At 72.0% G+C, this 18624-nt stretch carries 18 protein-coding genes; 14 read left to right on the top strand and 4 right to left on the bottom strand.

What is annotated here, in order from left to right; genetic code table 11:
• Positions 1 to 99: 99 nt before the first annotated feature.
• The 7 genes from aroA to ACH4TP_RS34625 all read left to right on the top strand — a co-directional run bounded on the left by aroA (position 100) and on the right by ACH4TP_RS34625 (position 8520).
• Positions 100 to 1335 carry a 3-phosphoshikimate 1-carboxyvinyltransferase gene (gene aroA, locus ACH4TP_RS34655; protein WP_398440155.1) on the top strand — a complete coding sequence of 412 codons (1236 nt, stop codon included), beginning with the start codon at positions 100 to 102 and terminating at the stop codon, positions 1333 to 1335.
• 34 nt (positions 1336 to 1369) lie between these two features.
• Positions 1370 to 2620, top strand: coding sequence for a 1-deoxy-D-xylulose-5-phosphate reductoisomerase (dxr, locus tag ACH4TP_RS34650; protein ID WP_389232430.1), 1251 nt, complete (start codon positions 1370 to 1372; stop codon positions 2618 to 2620).
• The gene (locus ACH4TP_RS34645; protein WP_389232433.1) at positions 2617 to 3924 is read left to right on the top strand and encodes a M50 family metallopeptidase; all 1308 of its coding nucleotides are present in this window, start codon (positions 2617 to 2619) and stop codon (positions 3922 to 3924) included. The genes dxr and ACH4TP_RS34645 overlap by 4 nt, the downstream gene beginning before the upstream one ends.
• Positions 3925 to 4027: 103 nt before the next feature.
• Entirely contained in the window at positions 4028 to 5185 is a 1158-nt protein-coding gene (ispG, locus tag ACH4TP_RS34640; RefSeq protein WP_389232436.1) for a flavodoxin-dependent (E)-4-hydroxy-3-methylbut-2-enyl-diphosphate synthase, read from the top strand.
• A gap of 126 nt (positions 5186 to 5311) precedes the next feature.
• Positions 5312 to 6157, top strand: coding sequence for a GNAT family N-acetyltransferase (locus ACH4TP_RS34635; RefSeq protein WP_389232439.1), 846 nt, complete (start codon positions 5312 to 5314; stop codon positions 6155 to 6157).
• Positions 6158 to 6199: 42 nt separating this feature from the next.
• Positions 6200 to 6745, top strand: a complete 546-nt coding sequence (locus ACH4TP_RS34630) for a GNAT family N-acetyltransferase (protein WP_389232443.1) — start codon at positions 6200 to 6202, stop codon at positions 6743 to 6745.
• Positions 6746 to 6816: 71 nt separating this feature from the next.
• Entirely contained in the window at positions 6817 to 8520 is a 1704-nt protein-coding gene (locus ACH4TP_RS34625; RefSeq protein WP_389232446.1) for a proline--tRNA ligase, read from the top strand.
• A gap of 58 nt (positions 8521 to 8578) precedes the next feature.
• Here the strand turns inward: ACH4TP_RS34625 and ACH4TP_RS34620 are convergent, their stop codons facing one another.
• Genes ACH4TP_RS34620 through ACH4TP_RS34605 form a run of 4 tightly spaced genes read right to left on the bottom strand, consistent with a single transcriptional unit; the run spans position 8579 to position 11446 of the window.
• On the bottom strand, positions 8579 to 9499 hold the full coding sequence (locus tag ACH4TP_RS34620) for a slipin family protein (protein ID WP_398440154.1): 921 nt from the start codon (positions 9497 to 9499) through the stop codon (positions 8579 to 8581).
• A gap of 46 nt (positions 9500 to 9545) precedes the next feature.
• Positions 9546 to 10445 (bottom strand): aminoglycoside phosphotransferase family protein, encoded by a 900-nt coding sequence (locus ACH4TP_RS34615; protein WP_398440153.1) that lies wholly within the window; start codon positions 10443 to 10445, stop codon positions 9546 to 9548.
• Between the two features lie 42 nt (positions 10446 to 10487).
• Positions 10488 to 10904, bottom strand: coding sequence for a DUF4439 domain-containing protein (locus tag ACH4TP_RS34610; protein ID WP_398189717.1), 417 nt, complete (start codon positions 10902 to 10904; stop codon positions 10488 to 10490).
• On the bottom strand, positions 10901 to 11446 hold the full coding sequence (locus tag ACH4TP_RS34605; protein ID WP_398440152.1) for a hypothetical protein: 546 nt from the start codon (positions 11444 to 11446) through the stop codon (positions 10901 to 10903). The genes ACH4TP_RS34610 and ACH4TP_RS34605 overlap by 4 nt, the downstream gene beginning before the upstream one ends.
• A gap of 169 nt (positions 11447 to 11615) precedes the next feature.
• On the opposite strand from ACH4TP_RS34605, the gene rimP reads away from it, so the two are divergent.
• From rimP to truB, 7 genes are all read left to right on the top strand, one after another.
• The gene (gene rimP, locus ACH4TP_RS34600; RefSeq protein WP_389232458.1) at positions 11616 to 12113 is read left to right on the top strand and encodes a ribosome maturation factor RimP; all 498 of its coding nucleotides are present in this window, start codon (positions 11616 to 11618) and stop codon (positions 12111 to 12113) included.
• A gap of 2 nt (positions 12114 to 12115) precedes the next feature.
• On the top strand, positions 12116 to 13111 hold the full coding sequence (gene nusA / locus ACH4TP_RS34595) for a transcription termination factor NusA (protein WP_389232462.1): 996 nt from the start codon (positions 12116 to 12118) through the stop codon (positions 13109 to 13111).
• A 74-nt stretch (positions 13112 to 13185) separates the two neighbouring features.
• Positions 13186 to 13467, top strand: coding sequence for a YlxR family protein (locus tag ACH4TP_RS34590; RefSeq protein ID WP_389232465.1), 282 nt, complete (start codon positions 13186 to 13188; stop codon positions 13465 to 13467).
• Positions 13468 to 13616: 149 nt separating this feature from the next.
• Positions 13617 to 16703 carry a translation initiation factor IF-2 gene (infB, locus tag ACH4TP_RS34585; RefSeq protein ID WP_398189721.1) on the top strand — a complete coding sequence of 1029 codons (3087 nt, stop codon included), beginning with the start codon at positions 13617 to 13619 and terminating at the stop codon, positions 16701 to 16703.
• Positions 16704 to 16846: 143 nt separating this feature from the next.
• Complete coding sequence (locus tag ACH4TP_RS34580; protein ID WP_123455676.1) at positions 16847 to 17140, top strand: DUF503 domain-containing protein; 294 nt, start codon at positions 16847 to 16849, stop codon at positions 17138 to 17140.
• A gap of 30 nt (positions 17141 to 17170) precedes the next feature.
• Positions 17171 to 17611 carry a 30S ribosome-binding factor RbfA gene (rbfA, locus tag ACH4TP_RS34575; RefSeq protein ID WP_041131524.1) on the top strand — a complete coding sequence of 147 codons (441 nt, stop codon included), beginning with the start codon at positions 17171 to 17173 and terminating at the stop codon, positions 17609 to 17611.
• A complete protein-coding gene (truB, locus tag ACH4TP_RS34570; protein ID WP_389232473.1) occupies positions 17608 to 18507 on the top strand; it encodes a tRNA pseudouridine(55) synthase TruB in 900 nt (299 codons plus the stop codon). The genes rbfA and truB overlap by 4 nt, the downstream gene beginning before the upstream one ends.
• Positions 18508 to 18624: the final 117 nt, after the last annotated feature.

The following is an 18624-nucleotide window of genomic DNA, read 5'->3' as shown; positions in this document are numbered from 1 at the left end:
CCCGTCCGGCGGTGCGCTCCGGGTCCGGGCAGGCCCTGGCGCGTTCCGCCATGCGGAACGGCCCCCCGCACGGGCGGCCGGGCCCGCCACAATGGCCCCGTGACCCTCATCGACATCCCCGGCTCCAAGTCCGTCACCGCCCGCGCGCTCTTCCTCGCCGCCGCCGCGGAGGGCACCACCACCCTCCTGCGCCCGCTCGTCTCCGACGACACCGAGGGCTTCGCCGAGGGCCTCACCGCCCTGGGGTACGGAGTGCGCCGGGAGCCCGGGGCCTGGCACATCGAGGGCCGTCCGGCCGGGCCGGGGGCGGCCGACGCCGAGGTGTACTGCAGGGACGGCGCCACCACCGCCCGCTTCCTGCCGACCCTGGCGGCCGCGGGCCGCGGGACGTACCGCTTCGACGCCTCCGCGCAGATGCGCCGCAGGCCCCTCGGCCCGCTCAGCACCGCCCTGCGCGACCTCGGGGTCGACCTGCGGCACGGGGAGAAGGAGGGCCACCACCCGCTCAGCGTCCACGCCGCCGGGGTGAAGGGCGGCGCGCTCACCCTCGACGCCGGGCAGTCCTCCCAGTACCTGACGGCCCTGCTGATGCTGGGGCCGCTCACCACCGAGGGCCTCGACATCACCGTCACGGACCTGGTCTCGGAGCCGTACGTGGAGATCACGCTCGCGATGATGCGGGCCTTCGGGGCCGAGGTCACCCAGGAGGGCCGCACGTACCGGGTCGCGCCGACCGGCTACCGGGCGCGGACGTACGGCATCGAGCCCGACGCCTCCACCGCCAGCTACTTCTTCGCCGCCGCGGCCCTCGAACCGGGCCGTTCCGTCACCGTCCCCGGCCTCGGGACCGGCGCCCTCCAGGGCGACCTGGCCTTCGTCGACGTGCTGCGCCGCATGGGCGCCGAGGTGGAGACCACGGAGACCGGCACGACCGTCCGCTCCACCGGCACCCTGCGCGGACTCACCGTCAACATGCGGGACATCTCCGACACCATGCCGACCCTCGCCGCCATCGCGCCGTTCGCCGACGGGCCCGTCCGCATCGAGGACGTCGCCAACACCCGGGTCAAGGAGTGCGACCGGCTCGACGCCTGCGCCGAGAACCTCCGCCGCCTCGGCGTCACCGTCGAGACCGGACCCGACTGGATCGAGATCCACCCCGGCACCCCGGTCGGCCCCGTCGAGATCGCCACCCACGGCGACCACCGGATCGTCATGTCCTTCGCGGTCACGGCGCTGCGCACCCCGGGGATCACCTTCGACGACCCCGGCTGCGTGAAGAAGACCTTCCCCGACTTCCACCAGGTTTTCCACAGGTACGCCCGGACCGCGTGAAGACCGCACGGGCTTTGCGGCAAGAATGGGGGGCATGAGCGACCGCCCCTCTCCTCTCGCCGATCCGCACATCGCCTTCGACGTGTCCGAAGGACGCCGGGACATCGTCGTCCTCGGCTCGACCGGGTCCATCGGCACCCAGGCCATCGACCTCGTGCTGCGCAACCCCGACCGCTTCCGGGTCACCGCCCTGGCCGCCTCCGGCGGCCGGGTCGGGCTGCTCGCCGAGCAGGCGCACCGGCTGAAGGTCGCCGCGGTCGCCGTGGCCCGGGAGGAGGTGCTGCCCGAGCTGCGCGAGGCACTGAAGGCGCTGTACGGCTCCGAGCCCCTGCCCGAGCTCCTGGCGGGGCCGGACGCCGCGACCCAGCTGGCCGCCTCCCCGTGCCACACCGTCCTCAACGGCATCACCGGCTCCATCGGCCTCGCGCCCACCCTCGCCGCCCTCGAAGCGGGCCGCACCCTCGCCCTGGCCAACAAGGAGTCGCTGATCGTCGGCGGCCCCCTGGTCAAGGCGCTCGCCAAGCCGGGCCAGATCATCCCGGTCGACTCCGAGCACGCGGCCCTCTTCCAGGCGCTCGCCGCCGGCACCCGCGCCGACGTCCGCAAGCTGGTCGTCACGGCCTCCGGCGGCCCCTTCCGCGGCCGTACGCGCGAGGAGCTGGCCCATGTCACCCGGGAGGACGCGCTCGCCCACCCGACCTGGGCGATGGGCCCGGTGATCACGGTCAACAGCGCGACCCTGGTGAACAAGGGCCTGGAGGTCATCGAGGCCCACCTGCTCTACGACATCCCCTTCGACCGCATCGAGGTCGTCGTCCACCCCCAGTCGTACGTCCACTCGATGGTCGAGTTCACGGACGGCTCCACGCTCGCCCAGGCCACCCCGCCGGACATGCGCGGCCCGATCGCCATCGGCATCGGCTGGCCCGAGCGCGTCCCGGACGCGGCCCCCGCCTTCGACTGGACCAAGGCCTCCACCTGGGAGTTCTTCCCGCTCGACACCGAGGCCTTCCCGTCCGTCGGCCTGGCCCGGCACGTGGGCGGCCTCGGCGGCACCGCCCCGGCCGTCTTCAACGCGGCGAACGAGGAGTGCGTCGAGGCGTTCCTCGCCGGACGGCTGCCGTTCAACGGAATCATGGATACGGTCACCGCTGTCGTCACCGAGCACGGAAAGCCCAGCGGGGGAACCTCGCTCACGGTGTCGGACGTCCTCGAAGCGGAGACCTGGGCGCGCGCCCGGGCCCGAGAGCTCGCAGCGAAGGCAACAGCGGAGGCCCGCGCATGACCGAAATGCTCCTGTACGCCCTGGGCATCGTGCTGTTCGCCCTCGGCCTCCTCGTCTCCATCGCGTGGCACGAGCTCGGCCACCTCTCCACGGCCAAGCTCTTCGGCATCCGCGTGCCGCAGTACATGGTCGGCTTCGGCCCCACCATCTGGTCGAGGAAGCGCGGCGACACCGAGTACGGCATCAAGGCCATCCCCGCCGGCGGCTACATCCGCATGATCGGCATGTTCCCGCCCGGCGAGGACGGCAAGATCGAGGCTCGCTCCACCTCGCCCTGGCGCTCCATGATCGAGGACGCCCGCGAGGCCTCGTACGAGGAACTGGAGCCCGGCGACGAGACGCGGCTGTTCTACACGCGCAAGCCGTGGAAGCGCGTGATCGTGATGTTCGCCGGACCGTTCATGAACCTGGTCCTGGCCGCGTTCCTGTTCTTCGGCTCGATGATGACGATCGGCACGGCGGGTCAGACGACCCAGGTCGCCGGCGTCCAGAAGTGCGTCATCAAGCAGAGCGAGAAGCGCGACGCCTGCAAGGCGGGCGACCCCGTCTCCCCGGCGTACAGGGCCGGCCTGAAGGAGGGCGACAGGATCGTCGCCTTCAACGGCACGCCGGTGTCCGACTGGGACACCCTCTCCGACCACATCCGCGACACCATCGGCCCCGCGACGGTCACCGTCGAGCGGGCCGGGCAGCGCCTCGACCTGCACCCCGTCCTCGTCCCCAACGAGGTGCCGAAGAAGGACAAGGACGGCAAGGTCGTCCAGCCGGTGGACTACGTCAAGGCCGGCTACCTCGGCTTCGCGTCCAAGACCGAGGTCGCGCCGCTCACCTTCGGCGAGACCACCGACCGCATGACCGAGCTCATGGAGAACGGCGTCCACTCGGTCATCGCCCTCCCTGGCAAGATCCCCGGCCTGTGGGACGCCACCTTCGGCGACGGCAAGCGTGCCGAGGACTCCCCGGTCGGCGTCGTCGGCGCCGCCCGCATCACCGGCGAACTGATGACCGTCGAGGCCCCGCCGACGACGATCCTCGTCATGTTCATGAACCTGCTGGTGTACTTCAACGTCTCGCTGTTCCTGTTCAACATGCTCCCGCTGCTGCCGCTCGACGGCGGCCACATCGCGGGCGCCCTGTGGGAGTCCGTGCGCCGTCACGTCGCCCGGATCTTCAAGCGCCCCGACCCCGGCCCGTTCGACGTGGCCAAGCTGATGCCCGCCGCCTACGTGGTGGCCGGCGTGTTCGTCTGTTTCACGCTGCTCGTCCTCGCCGCCGACATCGTCAACCCGGTGAAGATCACGTAGCCCTCAGGGGGGACGGACCCGGTGGTGTCCGGCCCCCCGCCCCCGGGGCGGTAACCTCGGAGACCTGAGCCCGCCGACGCACAACCTTGAGGTTGCACTTCAGATGACCGCGATTTCTCTCGGTATCCCGACCGTTCCGACCCGGCTCGCCGAGCGGCGCAAGAGCCGCCAGATCCAGGTCGGCAGCGTGGCCGTCGGCGGTGACGCGCCCGTCTCCGTCCAGTCGATGACGACCACCCGCACCTCCGACATCGGCGCCACGCTCCAGCAGATCGCCGAGCTCACCGCCTCCGGCTGCCAGATCGTCCGCGTGGCCTGCCCCACCCAGGACGACGCAGACGCGCTCGCCACGATCGCCCGGAAGTCCTCCATCCCGGTCATCGCCGACATCCACTTCCAGCCGAAGTACGTCTTCGCCGCGATCGACGCCGGCTGCGCGGCCGTCCGCGTCAACCCGGGCAACATCAAGCAGTTCGACGACAAGGTCAAGGAGATCGCCAAGGCGGCCTCCGACGCCGGCACCCCGATCCGGATCGGCGTCAACGCCGGCTCGCTCGACGCCCGCCTCCTCAAGAAGTACGGCAGGGCCACCCCCGAGGCGCTCGTCGAGTCCGCCCTCTGGGAGGCCTCCCTCTTCGAGGAGCACGGCTTCCGCGACATCAAGATCTCGGTCAAGCACAACGACCCGGTCGTCATGGTCGAGGCCTACCGCCAGCTCGCCGCCCAGTGCGACTACCCGCTGCACCTCGGCGTCACCGAGGCGGGCCCGGCCTTCCAGGGCACCATCAAGTCGGCCGTCGCCTTCGGCGCCCTGCTCTCCCAGGGCATCGGCGACACCATCCGCGTCTCCCTCTCCGCGCCGCCGGCCGAGGAGATCAAGGTCGGCATGCAGATCCTGGAGTCGCTGAACCTGCGCCAGCGCCGCCTGGAGATCGTCTCCTGCCCGTCCTGCGGCCGCGCCCAGGTCGACGTCTACAAGCTCGCCGAGGAGGTCACCGCCGGCCTCGACGGCATGACCGTCCCGCTGCGCGTCGCCGTCATGGGCTGCGTCGTCAACGGCCCCGGCGAGGCCCGCGAGGCCGACCTCGGCGTCGCCTCCGGCAACGGCAAGGGCCAGATCTTCGTCAAGGGCGAGGTCATCAAGACCGTCCCCGAGTCGAAGATCGTCGAGACCCTCATCGAAGAGGCGCTCAAGATCGCCGAGCAGATGGAGAAGGACGGCATCGCCAGCGGCGAGCCGACCGTCGCCGTCGCGGGCTGACACTCCCGTACGAGAAGGAGCCCCTCCGCCCACCCGGCGGAGGGGCTTCTCCCGCATGACGGGCCCCGCCGCAGGGCACGGAGGTACAGTGCGGGGACCAGCAGATCCGTACCGTGAGGCCCCCTCGTGCTGACAGAGACCACCACTCGGGTCCTCGAACCCGCCGACCTCGGCGCCGCACTCGCCGTCCTGGAGAGCGCCCCCGTCGAGAACGCCTTCGTGACCGCCCGCGTCCAGATCGCCGGGCTCGATCCCTGGCGCCTCGGCGGCGAGATGTGGGGCTGGTACATCGAGGGCAGACTGCGCTCCCTCTGCTACTCCGGAGCCAACCTCGTCCCCATCTGCGCCACCCCCGAGGCCGTCCGCGCCTTCGCCGACCGGGCCCGCAGGATCGGTCGCCGCTGCTCCTCGATCGTCGGCCCCGCCGAGGCCACCGGCGAGCTGTGGAGGCTCCTGGAGCCCAGCTGGGGCCCGGCGAGGGACGTCCGCGCCCACCAGCCGCTGATGGTCGCCGAGGAGCCCTCCGCCACCGTCGTGCCCGATCCGCTGGTGCGCCGCGTCCGCAAGGACGAGATGGAGGTGATCATGCCCGCCTGCGTGGCCATGTTCACCGAGGAGGTCGGCGTCTCCCCGCTCGCCAACGACGGCGGACTGCTCTACCAGGCCCGCGTCGCCGAGCTCGTCGGCTCCGGCCGCTCCTTCGCCCGCATCGAGGACGGCAAGGTCGTCTTCAAGGCCGAGATCGGCGCAGCCACCCGCCAGGCCTGCCAGATCCAGGGCGTCTGGGTCGCCCCCGAGCACCGCGGCAAGGGCCTCTCCGAGACGGGCATGGCCGCCGTCCTCCGGTACGCCCTGGCCGACGTCGCCCCCGTCGTCAGCCTGTACGTCAACGACTTCAACACCCCGGCGAGGGCCGCGTACCGCCGCGTCGGCTTCCGCGAGACCGGCGCTTTCATGAGCGTGCTGTTCTGAACGTGCTGTCCCGCGCGGGCGGGCGCTTGTAGGGTGCGCCGCATGGATGACGCAGAGGTCGTGATCGGTCCGGTCAATCTCGCCGCCCGGGTGGACGAGGCCCTCGCCGTGCAGGCGGTCGCCTTCGGCCTGGACGCGGGCGAGGTCGCCGTACGCCGCCACATCGTGCTCCGTCACCTCCTCAGCCCCGGCGCCCGCGCCTACGGGGCCACCACCCCCGACGGGCGGCTCGTCGGCTTCGTGTACGGGATGCCCAACGACCGCACCCACTGGTGGTCCACCGTCGTCGAGACGTACCTGCGGGCCACCGGCACCGCCGACTGGCTCGACGACTCCTTCGTCATCACCGAACTCCACGTCCACCCCGACTTCCAGGGCCGGGGCGTCGGCCGCGAGCTGATCACCACCATCACCGACACGGCCGACGAGAAGCGCTCCATCCTCTCCGCGATCGACACGGACAGCCCCGCCCGCGGCCTCTACCGCTCCCTCGGCTACGTCGACCTCGCCCGCCAGGTGCACTTCCCGAGCGCCCCCCGCCCGTACGCCGTGATGGGCGCCCCGCTGCCGCTCAAGCGCCGGAACTGATTTCTCCTGCCAGGGGCGGCCCGGCTAACCTCGGGGCCATCACTATCAGTCCCGGCAGGAGTACGAGAACCATGGCCAACGCACCGGTCCAGCGCATGTCCCAGTTGATGGCGAAGACGCTGCGCGACGACCCGGCGGACGCCGAGGTCCTCAGCCACAAGCTCCTCGTCCGCGCCGGCTACGTCCGCCGCACCGCCGCCGGCATCTGGAGCTGGCTGCCGCTGGGCAAGAAGGTCCTCTCCAACGTCGAGCGGATCGTCCGCGAGGAGATGGACGCCATCGGCGCGCAGGAGGTCACCCTCCCCGCCCTGCTGCCCCGCGAGCCCTACGAGGCCACCGGCCGCTGGGACGAGTACGGCGCCGAGCTCTTCCGCCTCCAGGACCGCAAGGGCGGCGACTACCTCCTCGGCCCCACCCACGAGGAGATCTTCACCCTCCTGGTCAAGGACCAGTGCTCGTCCTACAAGGACCTGCCGGTGATCCTCTACCAGATCCAGAACAAGTTCCGCGACGAGGCCCGCCCCCGCGCCGGCATCCTGCGCGGCCGCGAGTTCCTCATGAAGGACTCGTACTCCTTCGACACGGAGGACGAGGGCCTCGCCCAGTCCTACGCCCTGCACCGCCAGGCCTACCAGCGCGTCTTCGAGCGCCTCGGCCTCGACTACCGCATCGTCGCCGCCACCGCCGGCGCCATGGGCGGCTCGAAGTCCGAGGAGTTCCTCGCCCCGGCCGGGGCCGGCGAGGACACCTTCGCCGACTGCCCGAACTGCGACTTCGCCGCGAACACCGAGGCGGTGTACCAGACGGTGAAGCCGGTCGACGGCTCGGCCGTCCCCGCCGCCGAGGAGATCCCCACCCCCGACACCCCGACGATCGAGACCCTCGCGGCCTCCCTCGGCGTGCCGGCCTCCGCGACCCTCAAGAACCTCCTCGTGAAGGTCGACGGCGAGATCGTCGCCATCGGCGTCCCCGGCGACCGCGAGGTCGACATGGACAAGGTCGAGGACCACTTCGGTCCGACCGCCACGGTCGAGCTGGTGACGGAGGAGGACTTCGCGGTCCGCACCGACCTCGTCCGCGGCTACGTCGGCCCCCAGGGCCTGGAGAAGGTCACCTACATCGCCGACCCGCGCGTCGCCCCCGGCACCGCGTGGATCACGGGCGCCAACAAGGACGGCATGCACGCGAAGAACGTCGTCGCGGGCCGTGACTTCGAGGTCTCCGAGTACGTCGACGTCGTCGTGGTCCAGGAGGGCGACCCGTGCCCCAAGTGCGGCACCGGCCTGAAGCTGGACCGCGCCATCGAGATCGGCCACATCTTCCAGCTGGGCCGCAAGTACGCCGACGCCCTCAAGCTCGACGTCCTCGGCCAGAACGGCAAGCCGGTCCGCGTGACCATGGGCTCCTACGGCATCGGCGTCTCCCGCGCGGTCGCGGCCCTCGCCGAGCAGACCGCCGACGAGAAGGGCCTGTGCTGGCCGGCCGAGGTCGCCCCGGCCGACGTCCACGTCGTCGCCGCCGGCAAGGCCCTCCAGATCGAGCTGGCCCTCGAGGTCTCCGAGAAGCTCTCCGCCGCCGGCCTCCGCGTCCTGGTCGACGACCGCGCGGGCGTCTCCCCGGGCGTCAAGTTCACCGACGCCGAGCTCATGGGCGTCCCGAAGATCCTCGTCGCGGGCCGCCGCGCCGGTGAGGGCGTTGTGGAGCTCAAGGACCGCCGCACGGGCGAGCGCGAAGAGCTCACCGTCGACGAGGCCCTCGCCCGTCTGACGGCGTAAGGCACGAGAGAGGGGGCGGAACCCGCGTGCGGGTTCCGCCCCCGTCTCCTGGGGACCCTCAGGACCTCTTCTCGTGAGGGGTCGGTTCGACCGAGGGGCCGGTCAGGTCCTCGATGGCCTCCTGGGCCGCCACCCGGCCCATCAGGTACGCCTCGCCGGACGGATACGGCTGCGGCGGTGAGGGCGGCGGCGCCGACTCCGAGGCCGAAGGCTCGGACGTCGGGGTCGCCCGTTCCAGGAAGCGGAGCAGTTCCACCGGGATCGGCAGCACCAGCGTCGAGTTCTTCTCGGCGGACACCGCCATCACGGTCTGCAGCAGACGGAGCTGGAGGGCGGCCGGCTCCGCGGCCATCACCCCGGCCGCCTCCGCCAGCTTCTTCGAGGCCTGGAGCTCGGCGTCCGCGTTGATGACGCGGGCCCGCCGCTCGCGGTCCGCCTCCGCCTGCCGGGCCATGGAGCGCTTCATCGTCTCGGGCAGGGAGACGTCCTTGATCTCGACCCGGTCGATGGCGACGCCCCAGCCCATCGCGGGACTGTCGAGCATCAGCTCCAGTCCCTGGTTGAGCTTCTCGCGGTTGGAGAGCAGGTCGTCGAGGTCGCTCTTGCCGATGATCGACCGCAGCGAGGTCTGCGCCATCTGCGAGACCGCGAACTTGTAGTCCTCGACCCGCACCACCGCGTCCGCGGGGTCGACGACCTTGAAGTACACGACCGCGTCCACCCGCACCGTCACGTTGTCCCGGGTGATGCCCTCCTGCGCGGGCACGGGCATCGTGACGATCTGCATGTTCACCTTGTGCATGCGGTCGACGACCGGAACGATCATCGTGAAGCCCGGCGCCCGCACGTCGCCGCGCAGCCGGCCGAAGCGGAAGACGACGCCCCGCTCGTACTGCTTCACGACCCGTGCCGCCGCGCCCGCGTACACCGCGATCGCCGCGGCCGCACCGGCCGCCACCGTCAGCAGCTCTTGGATCATCACGGCCCCCTGCGATCGAGCCGAAAGTTACAAAAAGGGTATTCCCTTACAGCCAGCCCGCGAACTCCAGGAGCAGCTCGGCATCCTGCCGCCGCCCCGCCGCCAGCGCCCGCGTCCCCGATTCGACCGCGCGGAACAGGGTCCAGCCGCGCAGCCGCTCCCGGTCCAGGTCCAGGGAGTCCGCCAGTTTGTTGACCCGCCGCCGGGCAGCCGAGGCGCCGGAGGACGCGGCCACGAGGTCCTCGACCCGGTCCCGTACGAGCCGGGCGAGGTCGTAGGCCCGCTCGCCGACCAGCGGCTCGGGGCCGACGGCCAGCCAGGGCGTCCGGTCGCCGGCGAGCACCTTGCCCTGCCGGAAGTTCCCGTGCAGCAGGAAGGACTCGGCGGAGGAGGCCACGAGCTCCTCGCGGGCCGCGAGCGCCGCCGCCGTCAGTTCCCCGGCCGCCGCGTCCGCCCGGTGGTACTCCATGGCCGAGGCCTGCCGGGCCGTCCGCTCCGCCGCCGTCTCGAAACCGTGCGTCGCCGGGGGCTCGACCCACAGCTTCCGTACGGTGCCCGCGGCCTCCAGGAGCGACTTCGCCTCCGGCAGGGAGCGCAGCGAGACCTCGGGGTGGAGCCGTTCGAGGACGAGCGCGCCCTCCCCGGCCCCGTCGAGGAGCTGGACCGCGCCCCAGCCGTTCCAGTGCGCCAGCGCGTCGCGTTCCAGGTCGGGCCGGGTGAACGGGGGTGCGATCTTGAGCGCGGCGGGGGAGCCGTCGGAGCGCCGGACGAGCACGACCAGGCTGCTGCGTCCGCCGGGGGCCATCACCCGTTCGGCGTCCAGGGAGGCGTGGGCGAGCGCCTGCTCGGTGAGCCCGGGCAGCTTGCCGAGCCACTCGGCCGCCGCGGCGTCCCCGTACGTCTCACCGAGCGTCCTGGCCAGTCGCTGCGGCGGTTCGAAACCCATGCGTACGTTGTTCCTTCGGTCGGGGACTCGGTCGGGGCGGGACTACACCCGCTCGGCGAGCCCAGGAAAGGTTACGTCGCTGCCGCGCCAGCGGACGGCGCGTACGGCCGCCTCCCGGAGCGCGGCGGCCGCCTCGCCCCGTGCGCGGCCCTCGGCGGCCCGTACGAGGTCGGAGTACACCCCGGCCACCCGGTCCTCCAGGACGGCCGCCAGCCGTACCGCCCCGGCCGGGTCCGCGACCGGGAACGGCAGTGCGTACGCGGCCTCCGCCGCCACCGGCGTCCCGCCGAGGTCCCGGACGGTCCGGCGCAGCGCGTCCCGCCGCGCCCGGTGCGCCTCGTACGCGGCGGCGGCCTCGGCCCGCCGCCCGGTGCCGATCCGGGCGCCGACGACCCCGTACCCGTACACCGCGGCATGCTCGGCGGCCAGCGCGGCCTGGGTCGCGTCGAGGGCGCTCATGCCCGGGCTCCTTCGGTCAGCAGGTAGGCGTGGGCGGCGCCGGAGGCCGCCACGGAGGCGAGCAGCCGGGCGTACTCGGGCGGGGCGGTGAGCAGGGCGGCCGCGTGCCCGTCGGAGGCCGTGCGCTCGGCGGCGGCGAGCTCCTTGAGGGCGGTCCGGGGGTCCGCCGCCACCCGTACGGCCGAGGGGGAGGCCGTGGGTTTCGGGGAGGCGGAGGAAGAGGCGGGCGTCGTCGGCCTCGGGGCCGGGCCGCCCTCGCCGAGCGCCTTCGCGTGCGCCGCCACCGCATGCCGCAGCGGGGTCAGCCGGGGGGCCAGGGCGGGGTGCGCGGCGAGCGCCGCGTCGTAACGTTCCAGCAGGCCGTGGGCCGCGGTCACCGACCGCAGCCGCAGGGCCGCCTCGGCCCGCGCCACCCGTTCGGCCTCCAGCTCGGCGGCGCTCGGCCGGCGGGCCTGCCCGTCGGAGGAGCTGCAGGCCGTGAGGGCCGTCGCCCCCGCCGCCGCACCAGCCAGGAGGAGTGCGCGTCTGCCCGTCGTCGTCACGCCTGCTCTCCCCGTCCGCCGTCCGTGGTCGTAGATCGTCGAGATCACCGCAGGCGAGCGTACCCGCGGGCCCCGGGGCGATGGACGGCAACACCCTCCCGGACCGGATACCCTTTGTGCTGACACGCGACGAACCCACAACAGCACACGCGGCCGAGGAGTCACCCGGATGAGCACCACCCAGAGCGACAGGCTGCGCGGACTCGTGGAGCCGCTCGTCGCCGCGAAGGACCTGGATCTGGAAGAGATCGAGGTGTCCCGGGCCGGCCGCCGCGGACTGCTGCGGATCGTCGTCGACTCGGAAGAGGGCGTGGAGCTCGACGTCTGCGCCGAGCTGAGCCGCGAGATCTCCGAGAAGCTCGACGAGACCGACGCGATGGGCGAGGGCGAGTACGTCCTCGAAGTCAGCTCCCCCGGCGCCGAGCGCCCCCTCACCGAGCACCGCCACTACGTGCGCGCCACCGGCCGCCTGGCCAGGCTCCAGCTGGCCGAGGGCGGGGACCTGGTCGCGCGCATCCTCGCCGTGGACGAGGACGGCCTCGACATGGAGGTGCCGGGCGTGAAGGGGCGCAAGCCCACCGCCCGCCGGGTCGAGTTCGCCGAGATCGCCAAGGCGCGTGTCGAGATCGAGTTCAACCGCAAGGACAAGAAGGAAGAGGAGGCGTAGCCGTGGACATCGACGTGAAGCTCCTGAAGGGCTTGGCACAGGAGAAGGAAATCTCCTTCGAGATGCTGGTCGAGGCGATCGAGTCGGCCCTCCTCATCGCGTACCACCGCACCCCCGACGCCCGCCGCCACGCGCGCGTGGAGCTGAACCGGGCCACCGGCCACGTGACGGTGTGGGCGAAGGAGGACCCCTCCGACCTGGAGGAGGGCCAGGAGCCCAAGGACTTCGACGACACCCCGTCGGACTTCGGCCGGATCGCGGCGAGCACCGCCCGTCAGGTCATCCAGCAGCGGCTGCGGGACGCCGAGAACGACGTGACCTTCGGCGAGTACGCGCGCCGCGAGGGCGATGTCGTCGCCGGTGTGGTGCAGCAGGGCAAGGACCCGAAGAACGTCCTGGTCAAGCTGGACGACAAGCTGGAGGCCATCCTTCCGGTGCAGGAGCAGGTGCCGGGCGAGGAGTACACGCACGGCCTGCGGCTGCGCACGTACGTCGTCCGGGTGGCGAAGGGCGTGCGCGGTCCGTCCGTCACCCTTTCGCGCACGCACCCCAACCTGGTGAAGAAGCTCTTCGCCCTGGAGGTGCCGGAGATCGCCGACGGCTCGGTCGAGATCGCGGCCATCGCCCGCGAGGCCGGTCACCGCACCAAGATCGCCGTCCGCTCCACCCGTTCGGGCCTGAACCCCAAGGGCGCCTGCATCGGCCCGATGGGCAGCCGCGTCCGCAACGTGATGGCGGAGCTGCACGGCGAGAAGATCGACATCGTCGACTGGTCGGACGACCCGGCCGAGATGGTGGCGAACGCGCTCTCGCCGGCGCGGGTCTCCAAGGTCGAGATCGTGGACCTCGCCGCCCGCTCCGCCCGGGTGACGGTGCCGGACTACCAGCTGTCCCTGGCGATCGGCAAGGAGGGGCAGAACGCCCGTCTCGCCGCGCGTCTCACCGGCTGGCGCATCGACATCCGTCCGGACACCGAGCCGGCGGAGCCGCAGGGCTGAGCCCGTTTTTGGCCAACAACTGTTCGATTCTTGCCCCAAACAGGTGAGGTCGGTACGGGGAGGTAGACTTAATCGTGTCTGGCCGGACGCATGCCCGCGTGTGCCCTGAGCGAACCTGTGTGGGATGCCGGGAGCGAGCGGCCAAGAGCGATCTGCTGCGGATCGTGATGAATAAGGACGAGTGCGTTCCCGATCATCGCGGTACGCTGCCCGGCCGGGGTGCGTACCTGCACCCCGCCGTGGTCTGTCTCGACCTGGCGGTCCGCCGCCGGGCCTTCCCCAGGGCCTTCAAGGTCCAGGGACCGCTCGACACGGAGGCGCTCCGCCACCACGTCGAGCGGACGGCACCGCAGTGAACAAGAAGTACGGCACGGAACACCGTGCGGTCAGGTACCTCGCGAGTTGGAAGTAGGTCGAGATTGCGATGAGCACTCGATGAGTACGCGATGAGTACGCCCATGAAGTAGCGACGGTCCGGCGGTAACCGGACCTATAAAGGAGCGAAGTGGCTAAGGTCCGGGTATACGAACTCGCCAAGGAGTTCGGTGTGGAGAGCAAGGTCGTCATGGCCAAGCTCCAAGAACTCGGTGAATTCGTCCGTTCGGCGTCCTCGACGATCGAGGCGCCGGTCGTGCGCAAGTTGACTGACGCTTTGCAGGGTCCCGGTGGCAACGCCGGCAAGACCGCTGCCAAGCCCGGCGCGCCCCGCAAGGCGGCGCCCACCCCCGCAGCGCCGTCTCCGGCGGCCGCTGCACGTCCCGCTGCCCCGAAGCCCGGCGCCCCGGCCCCCAAGCCGGCCCCCGCCGCGCCCGCGGCGCCGGCGCCGGTCACTCCGGCCGCGCCCGCGAGCAGCACCCCCTCTCCGGCTCCGGCCGCTCCGGGCCCCCGCCCGGGCCCGAAGCCCGCCCCCAAGCCGGTCACGCCGGCTCCGGCCGCCCCCGAGTTCACCGCGCCCCCGTCGGCTCCCGCCGCCGGTCCGCGTCCCGGTGGCGCCACCCCGGGTCCCCGTCCCACCGGCGAGCGTCCCGCCCGCCCGGGTCAGGGTGCCCCCCGCCCGCAGGGCCAGGGTGCTCCGCGCCCCGGCGGCCAGCAGGCCCCCCGTCCGGGCGGTGCCCGTCCGGCCGGTCCCCGTCCGGGCAACAACCCCTTCACCTCGGGTGGCTCCACCGGCATGGCGCGCCCGCAGGCGCCCCGTCCGGGTGGCGGCGCTCCCCGTCCCGGCGGCCCCGGTGCCGTTCCGGGCGCCCCGCGTCCGCAGGGTGGCCCCGGTGGCGCCCCGCGTCCCCAGGGCGGCGCTCCGCGTCCGACCCCCGGTGGCATGCCCCGTCCGCAGGCTCCCCGTCCGGGCGGCGCGCCCGGCGGTAACCGTCCGAACCCGGGCATGATGCCGCAGCGTCCCGCTGCCGGCCCGCGTCCCGGCCCCGGCGGTCGTGGTCCCGGTGGCCCCGGCGGTCGTCCCGGTGGTCCCGGTGGCGGCGGCGGTCGTCCCGGCTTCGCCGGTCGTCCGGCCGGTCCCGGCGGTGGCGGCGGCGGCTTCGCCGGCCGTCCCGGTGGTCCCGGTGGCGGCGGCGGTCGTCCGGGTGGTCCCGGCGGCGGTGGCGGCGGCTTCGGCGGTCGTCCCGGTGGCTTCGGCGGTCGTCCCGGCGGCCCGGGTGGCCGTGGTGGCACGCAGGGCGCCTTCGGTCGTCCCGGCGGTCCCGCGCGTCGTGGTCGCAAGTCGAAGCGTCAGAGGCGCCAGGAGTACGAGGCCATGCAGGCCCCGTCCGTGGGCGGCGTGATGCTGCCTCGCGGCAACGGCGACACCATTCGCCTGTCGCGCGGTGCCTCCCTCACCGACTTCGCCGAGAAGATCGGCGCCAACCCGGCGTCGCTCGTCGCGGTGATGATGAACCTCGGCGAGATGGTCACGGCCACGCAGTCGGTCTCCGACGACACGCTGACCATGCTCGGCGAAGAGATGAACTACGTCGTTCAGATCGTCTCGCCGGAGGAGGAGGACCGCGAGCTCCTCGAGTCCTTCGACATCGAGTTCGGCGAGGACGAGGGCGGCGAAGAGGCCCTGGTCTCCCGTCCGCCGGTCGTCACCGTCATGGGTCACGTCGACCACGGTAAGACCCGACTGCTCGACGCGATCCGCAAGACGAACGTCGTCGCGGGCGAGGCCGGTGGCATCACGCAGGGCATCGGCGCCTACCAGGTGGGCACCGAGGTCAACGGCGAGGACCGCAAGATCACCTTCATCGACACCCCGGGTCACGAGGCGTTCACCGCCATGCGTGCCCGTGGTGCGAAGTCGACCGACATCGCGATCCTCGTGGTCGCGGCCAACGACGGCGTCATGCCGCAGACGATCGAGGCGCTCAACCACGCCAAGGCCGCCGGCGTCCCGATCGTCGTCGCGGTCAACAAGATCGACGTCGAGGGCGCGGACCCGGTCAAGGTCCGCGGTCAGCTGACCGAGTTCGGTCTGGTGGCCGAGGAGTACGGCGGCGACACGATGTTCGTCGACATCTCCGCCAAGCAGGGTCTGCACATCGACTCCCTGCTGGAGGCCGTCGTCCTCACCGCCGACGCCTCGCTCGACCTTCGGGCCAACCCGAACCAGGACGCGCAGGGTATTGCGATCGAGTCCCACCTCGACCGCGGTCGCGGTGCCGTCTCGACCGTCCTGGTCCAGCGCGGAACGCTGCGCATCGGCGACACCGTGGTGGTCGGCGACGCGTACGGCCGCGTCCGGGCGATGCTCGACGACAAGGGCAACAACGTCGAGGAGGCGACCCCGTCGACTCCCGTCCTGGTGCTCGGTCTCACCAACGTGCCGGGTGCCGGCGACAACCTCATCGTTGTCGACGAGGACCGCACGGCCCGTCAGATCGCCGAGAAGCGCGCCGCGCGTGAGCGCAACGCCGCCTTCGCCAAGCGCGTCCGCCGGGTGTCCCTCGAGGACCTCGACAAGGTGCTCAAGGCCGGTCTGGTCCAGGAACTCAACCTCATCATCAAGGGCGACGCGTCCGGTGCGGTCGAGGCCCTCGAAGCCTCGCTGCTCCAGCTCGACGTCGGCGAAGAGGTCGACATCCGGGTCCTGCACCGCGGTGTGGGTGCGGTCACCGAGTCCGACATCGACCTGGCGATGGGCTCCGACGCCATCGTCATCGGCTACAACGTCCGTGCGGCCGGCCGTGCCGCGCAGATGGCGGAGCGCGAGGGCGTCGACGTCCGGTACTACTCGGTGATCTACCAGGCCATCGAGGAGATCGAGGCGGCCCTGAAGGGTCTCCTCAAGCCGGAGTACGAAGAGGTCGAGCTCGGTACGGCGGAGATCCGCGAGGTCTTCCGCTCGTCCAAGCTGGGCAACATCGCCGGTGTCCTCATCCGCTCCGGCGAGGTCAAGCGCAACACCAAGGCGCGCCTCCTCCGCGACGGCAAGGTCATCGCCGAGGACCTCACCATCCACGGTCTGCGCCGCTTCAAGGACGACGTCACCGAGATTCGTGAAGGCTTCGAGGGCGGTATCAACCTCGGAAACTACAACGACATCAAGATCGACGACGTCATCGCGACGTACGAGATGCGCGAGAAGCCGCGCGCGTAACGCGCAGGGCTGCGTCCGGGGCCGGTCGGCGGGAAGTATTTCCGTCGATCGGCCCCGGCCGTTGCGTGTACGGTTCTGGTGTCCCTGCCAAGCGACGGCGTGGCAGGCCACCGAACCCGAACCGGCGGGACATCCGGCACCACATGTACGTGGGGACTCTGTCCTTCGACCTGCTCCTCGGCGACGTCCACTCGTTGAAGGAGAAACGCTCCGTCGTCCGGCCCATCGTCGCCGAGCTCCAGCGCAAGTTCTCCGTGAGCGCGGCGGAAGTGGGCGACCAGGACCTCCATCGCAGGGCCCGGCTGGGCGTCGCGCTGGTGTCCGGGGACTCACGGTTCGTATCGGACGTGCTCGACCGCTGCGAGCGGCTCGTCGCCGCACGTCCCGAGGTGGAACTCCTTTCGGTGCGCCGAAGGCTCCACACTGATGAAGACTGATCTGAGCAAGGCAAAGAAGGAGAAGGACCAGTGGCCGACAACGCGCGGGCGAAGAAGCTGGCAGACCTCATCCGGGAGGTGGTCGCCGAGAAGCTGCAGCGCGGCATCAAGGACCCCCGCCTGGGCACGCACGTGACCATCACGGACACCCGCGTCACCGGTGACCTGCGGGAGGCCACGGTCTTCTACACGGTCTACGGCGACGACGAGGAGCGCGCGAGCGCCGCGGCCGGCCTGGAGAGCGCCAAGGGCATCCTCCGTTCGGCCGTGGGCCGGGCGGCGGGGACCAAGTTCACCCCGACCCTGACCTTCGTGGCCGACGCCCTCCCGGAGAACGCGCGCACCATCGAGGACCTCCTCGACAAGGCGCGCGCCTCCGACGCCCAGGTGCGCCAGGCCTCCTCGGGCGCCACCTTCGCGGGCGACGCCGACCCCTACAAGAAGCAGGGCGAGGACGAAGCCGCCGAATGAGCACCTCGGGAAAGACGCCCGACGGGCTTGTCATCGTCGACAAGCCGTCGGGCTTCACTTCGCACGACGTCGTGGCCAAGATGCGCGGGATCGCCAAGACCCGCCGCGTCGGCCACGCCGGCACGCTCGACCCCATGGCCACGGGCGTCCTCGTCCTCGGCGTGGAGCGGGCCACCAAGCTCCTCGGTCACCTCGCGCTGACCGAGAAGGAGTACCTGGGCACCATCCGCCTGGGCCAGACGACGATCACCGACGACGCCGAGGGCGAGATCACGGCGTCGGTCGACGCTTCGAAGGTCACCCGCGAGCAGATCGACGCCGGTGTCGCCGAGCTGACCGGCGCCATCATGCAGGTCCCGTCGAAGGTCTCCGCGATCAAGATCGACGGCAAGCGGTCGTACGCGCGCGTGCGCGGCGGCGAGGAGTTCGAGATCCCGGCCCGCCCGGTCACCGTCTCCTCCTTCCGGGTGTACGACGTCCGCGAGGAGACCGCCGAGGACGGCACGCCCGTCGTCGACCTGGTCGTCTCGGTGGTCTGCTCCTCCGGTACGTACATCCGGGCGCTCGCCCGGGACCTCGGCGCCGGACTCGGCGTGGGCGGTCACCTGACCGCGCTGCGCCGCACCCGGGTCGGCCCGTACAAGCTGGACTCGGCCAGGACCCTGGACCAGCTCCAGGAGGAGCTCACGGTCATGCCGGTCGCCGACGCGGCCGCGGCGGCGTTCCCGCGCTGGGACGTCGACGAGAAGCGGGCCAAGCTGCTGCTCAACGGCGTCCGCCTGGAGATGCCGGAGTACCCGAAGGGGCCCGTCGCGGTCTACGGACCGGGAGGCACGCTGCTCGCGCTGGTCGAGGACCAGCGGGGCAAGGCGAAGAGCCTGGCCGTCTTCGGCTGAGCCGATCTCTTCGGTGGGGGGGGGGGGGGCGGGGGGGGGGGCGGCCCCCCCCCCCCCCGCGGGGGGGGCCCCGCGGGGGGGGGGGGGGGGGGGGCCGGCCCGGGGGCCCCCAGAGGC

Source organism: Streptomyces sp. NPDC021012 (assembly GCF_044333355.1).
Taxonomy (GTDB): Bacteria; Actinomycetota; Actinomycetes; order Streptomycetales; family Streptomycetaceae; genus Streptomyces.
Note: the sequence above shows the minus strand (reverse complement) of the source record. Positions and strands in the feature narration are given on the sequence as shown.

Bases quoted from the DNA above. Each gene is read 5' to 3' on its own strand.
- ACH4TP_RS34610 (WP_398189717.1), bottom strand. From the start codon at position 10,904: ATGAGCGCCCTCGACGCGACCCAGGCCGCGCTGGCCGCCGAGCATGCC.
- ACH4TP_RS34620 (WP_398440154.1), bottom strand. From the start codon at position 9,499: ATGATCCAAGAGCTGCTGACGGTGGCGGCCGGTGCGGCCGCGGCGATC.
- truB (WP_389232473.1), top strand. From the start codon at position 17,608: ATGAGCACCTCGGGAAAGACGCCCGACGGGCTTGTCATCGTCGACAAG.
- ACH4TP_RS34580 (WP_123455676.1), top strand. From the start codon at position 16,847: ATGTACGTGGGGACTCTGTCCTTCGACCTGCTCCTCGGCGACGTCCAC.
- ACH4TP_RS34645 (WP_389232433.1), top strand. From the start codon at position 2,617: ATGACCGAAATGCTCCTGTACGCCCTGGGCATCGTGCTGTTCGCCCTC.
- rimP (WP_389232458.1), top strand. From the start codon at position 11,616: ATGAGCACCACCCAGAGCGACAGGCTGCGCGGACTCGTGGAGCCGCTC.
- ACH4TP_RS34630 (WP_389232443.1), top strand. From the start codon at position 6,200: ATGGATGACGCAGAGGTCGTGATCGGTCCGGTCAATCTCGCCGCCCGG.
- ispG (WP_389232436.1), top strand. From the start codon at position 4,028: ATGACCGCGATTTCTCTCGGTATCCCGACCGTTCCGACCCGGCTCGCC.
- dxr (WP_389232430.1), top strand. From the start codon at position 1,370: ATGAGCGACCGCCCCTCTCCTCTCGCCGATCCGCACATCGCCTTCGAC.
- ACH4TP_RS34625 (WP_389232446.1), top strand. From the start codon at position 6,817: ATGGCCAACGCACCGGTCCAGCGCATGTCCCAGTTGATGGCGAAGACG.
- ACH4TP_RS34615 (WP_398440153.1), bottom strand. From the start codon at position 10,445: ATGGGTTTCGAACCGCCGCAGCGACTGGCCAGGACGCTCGGTGAGACG.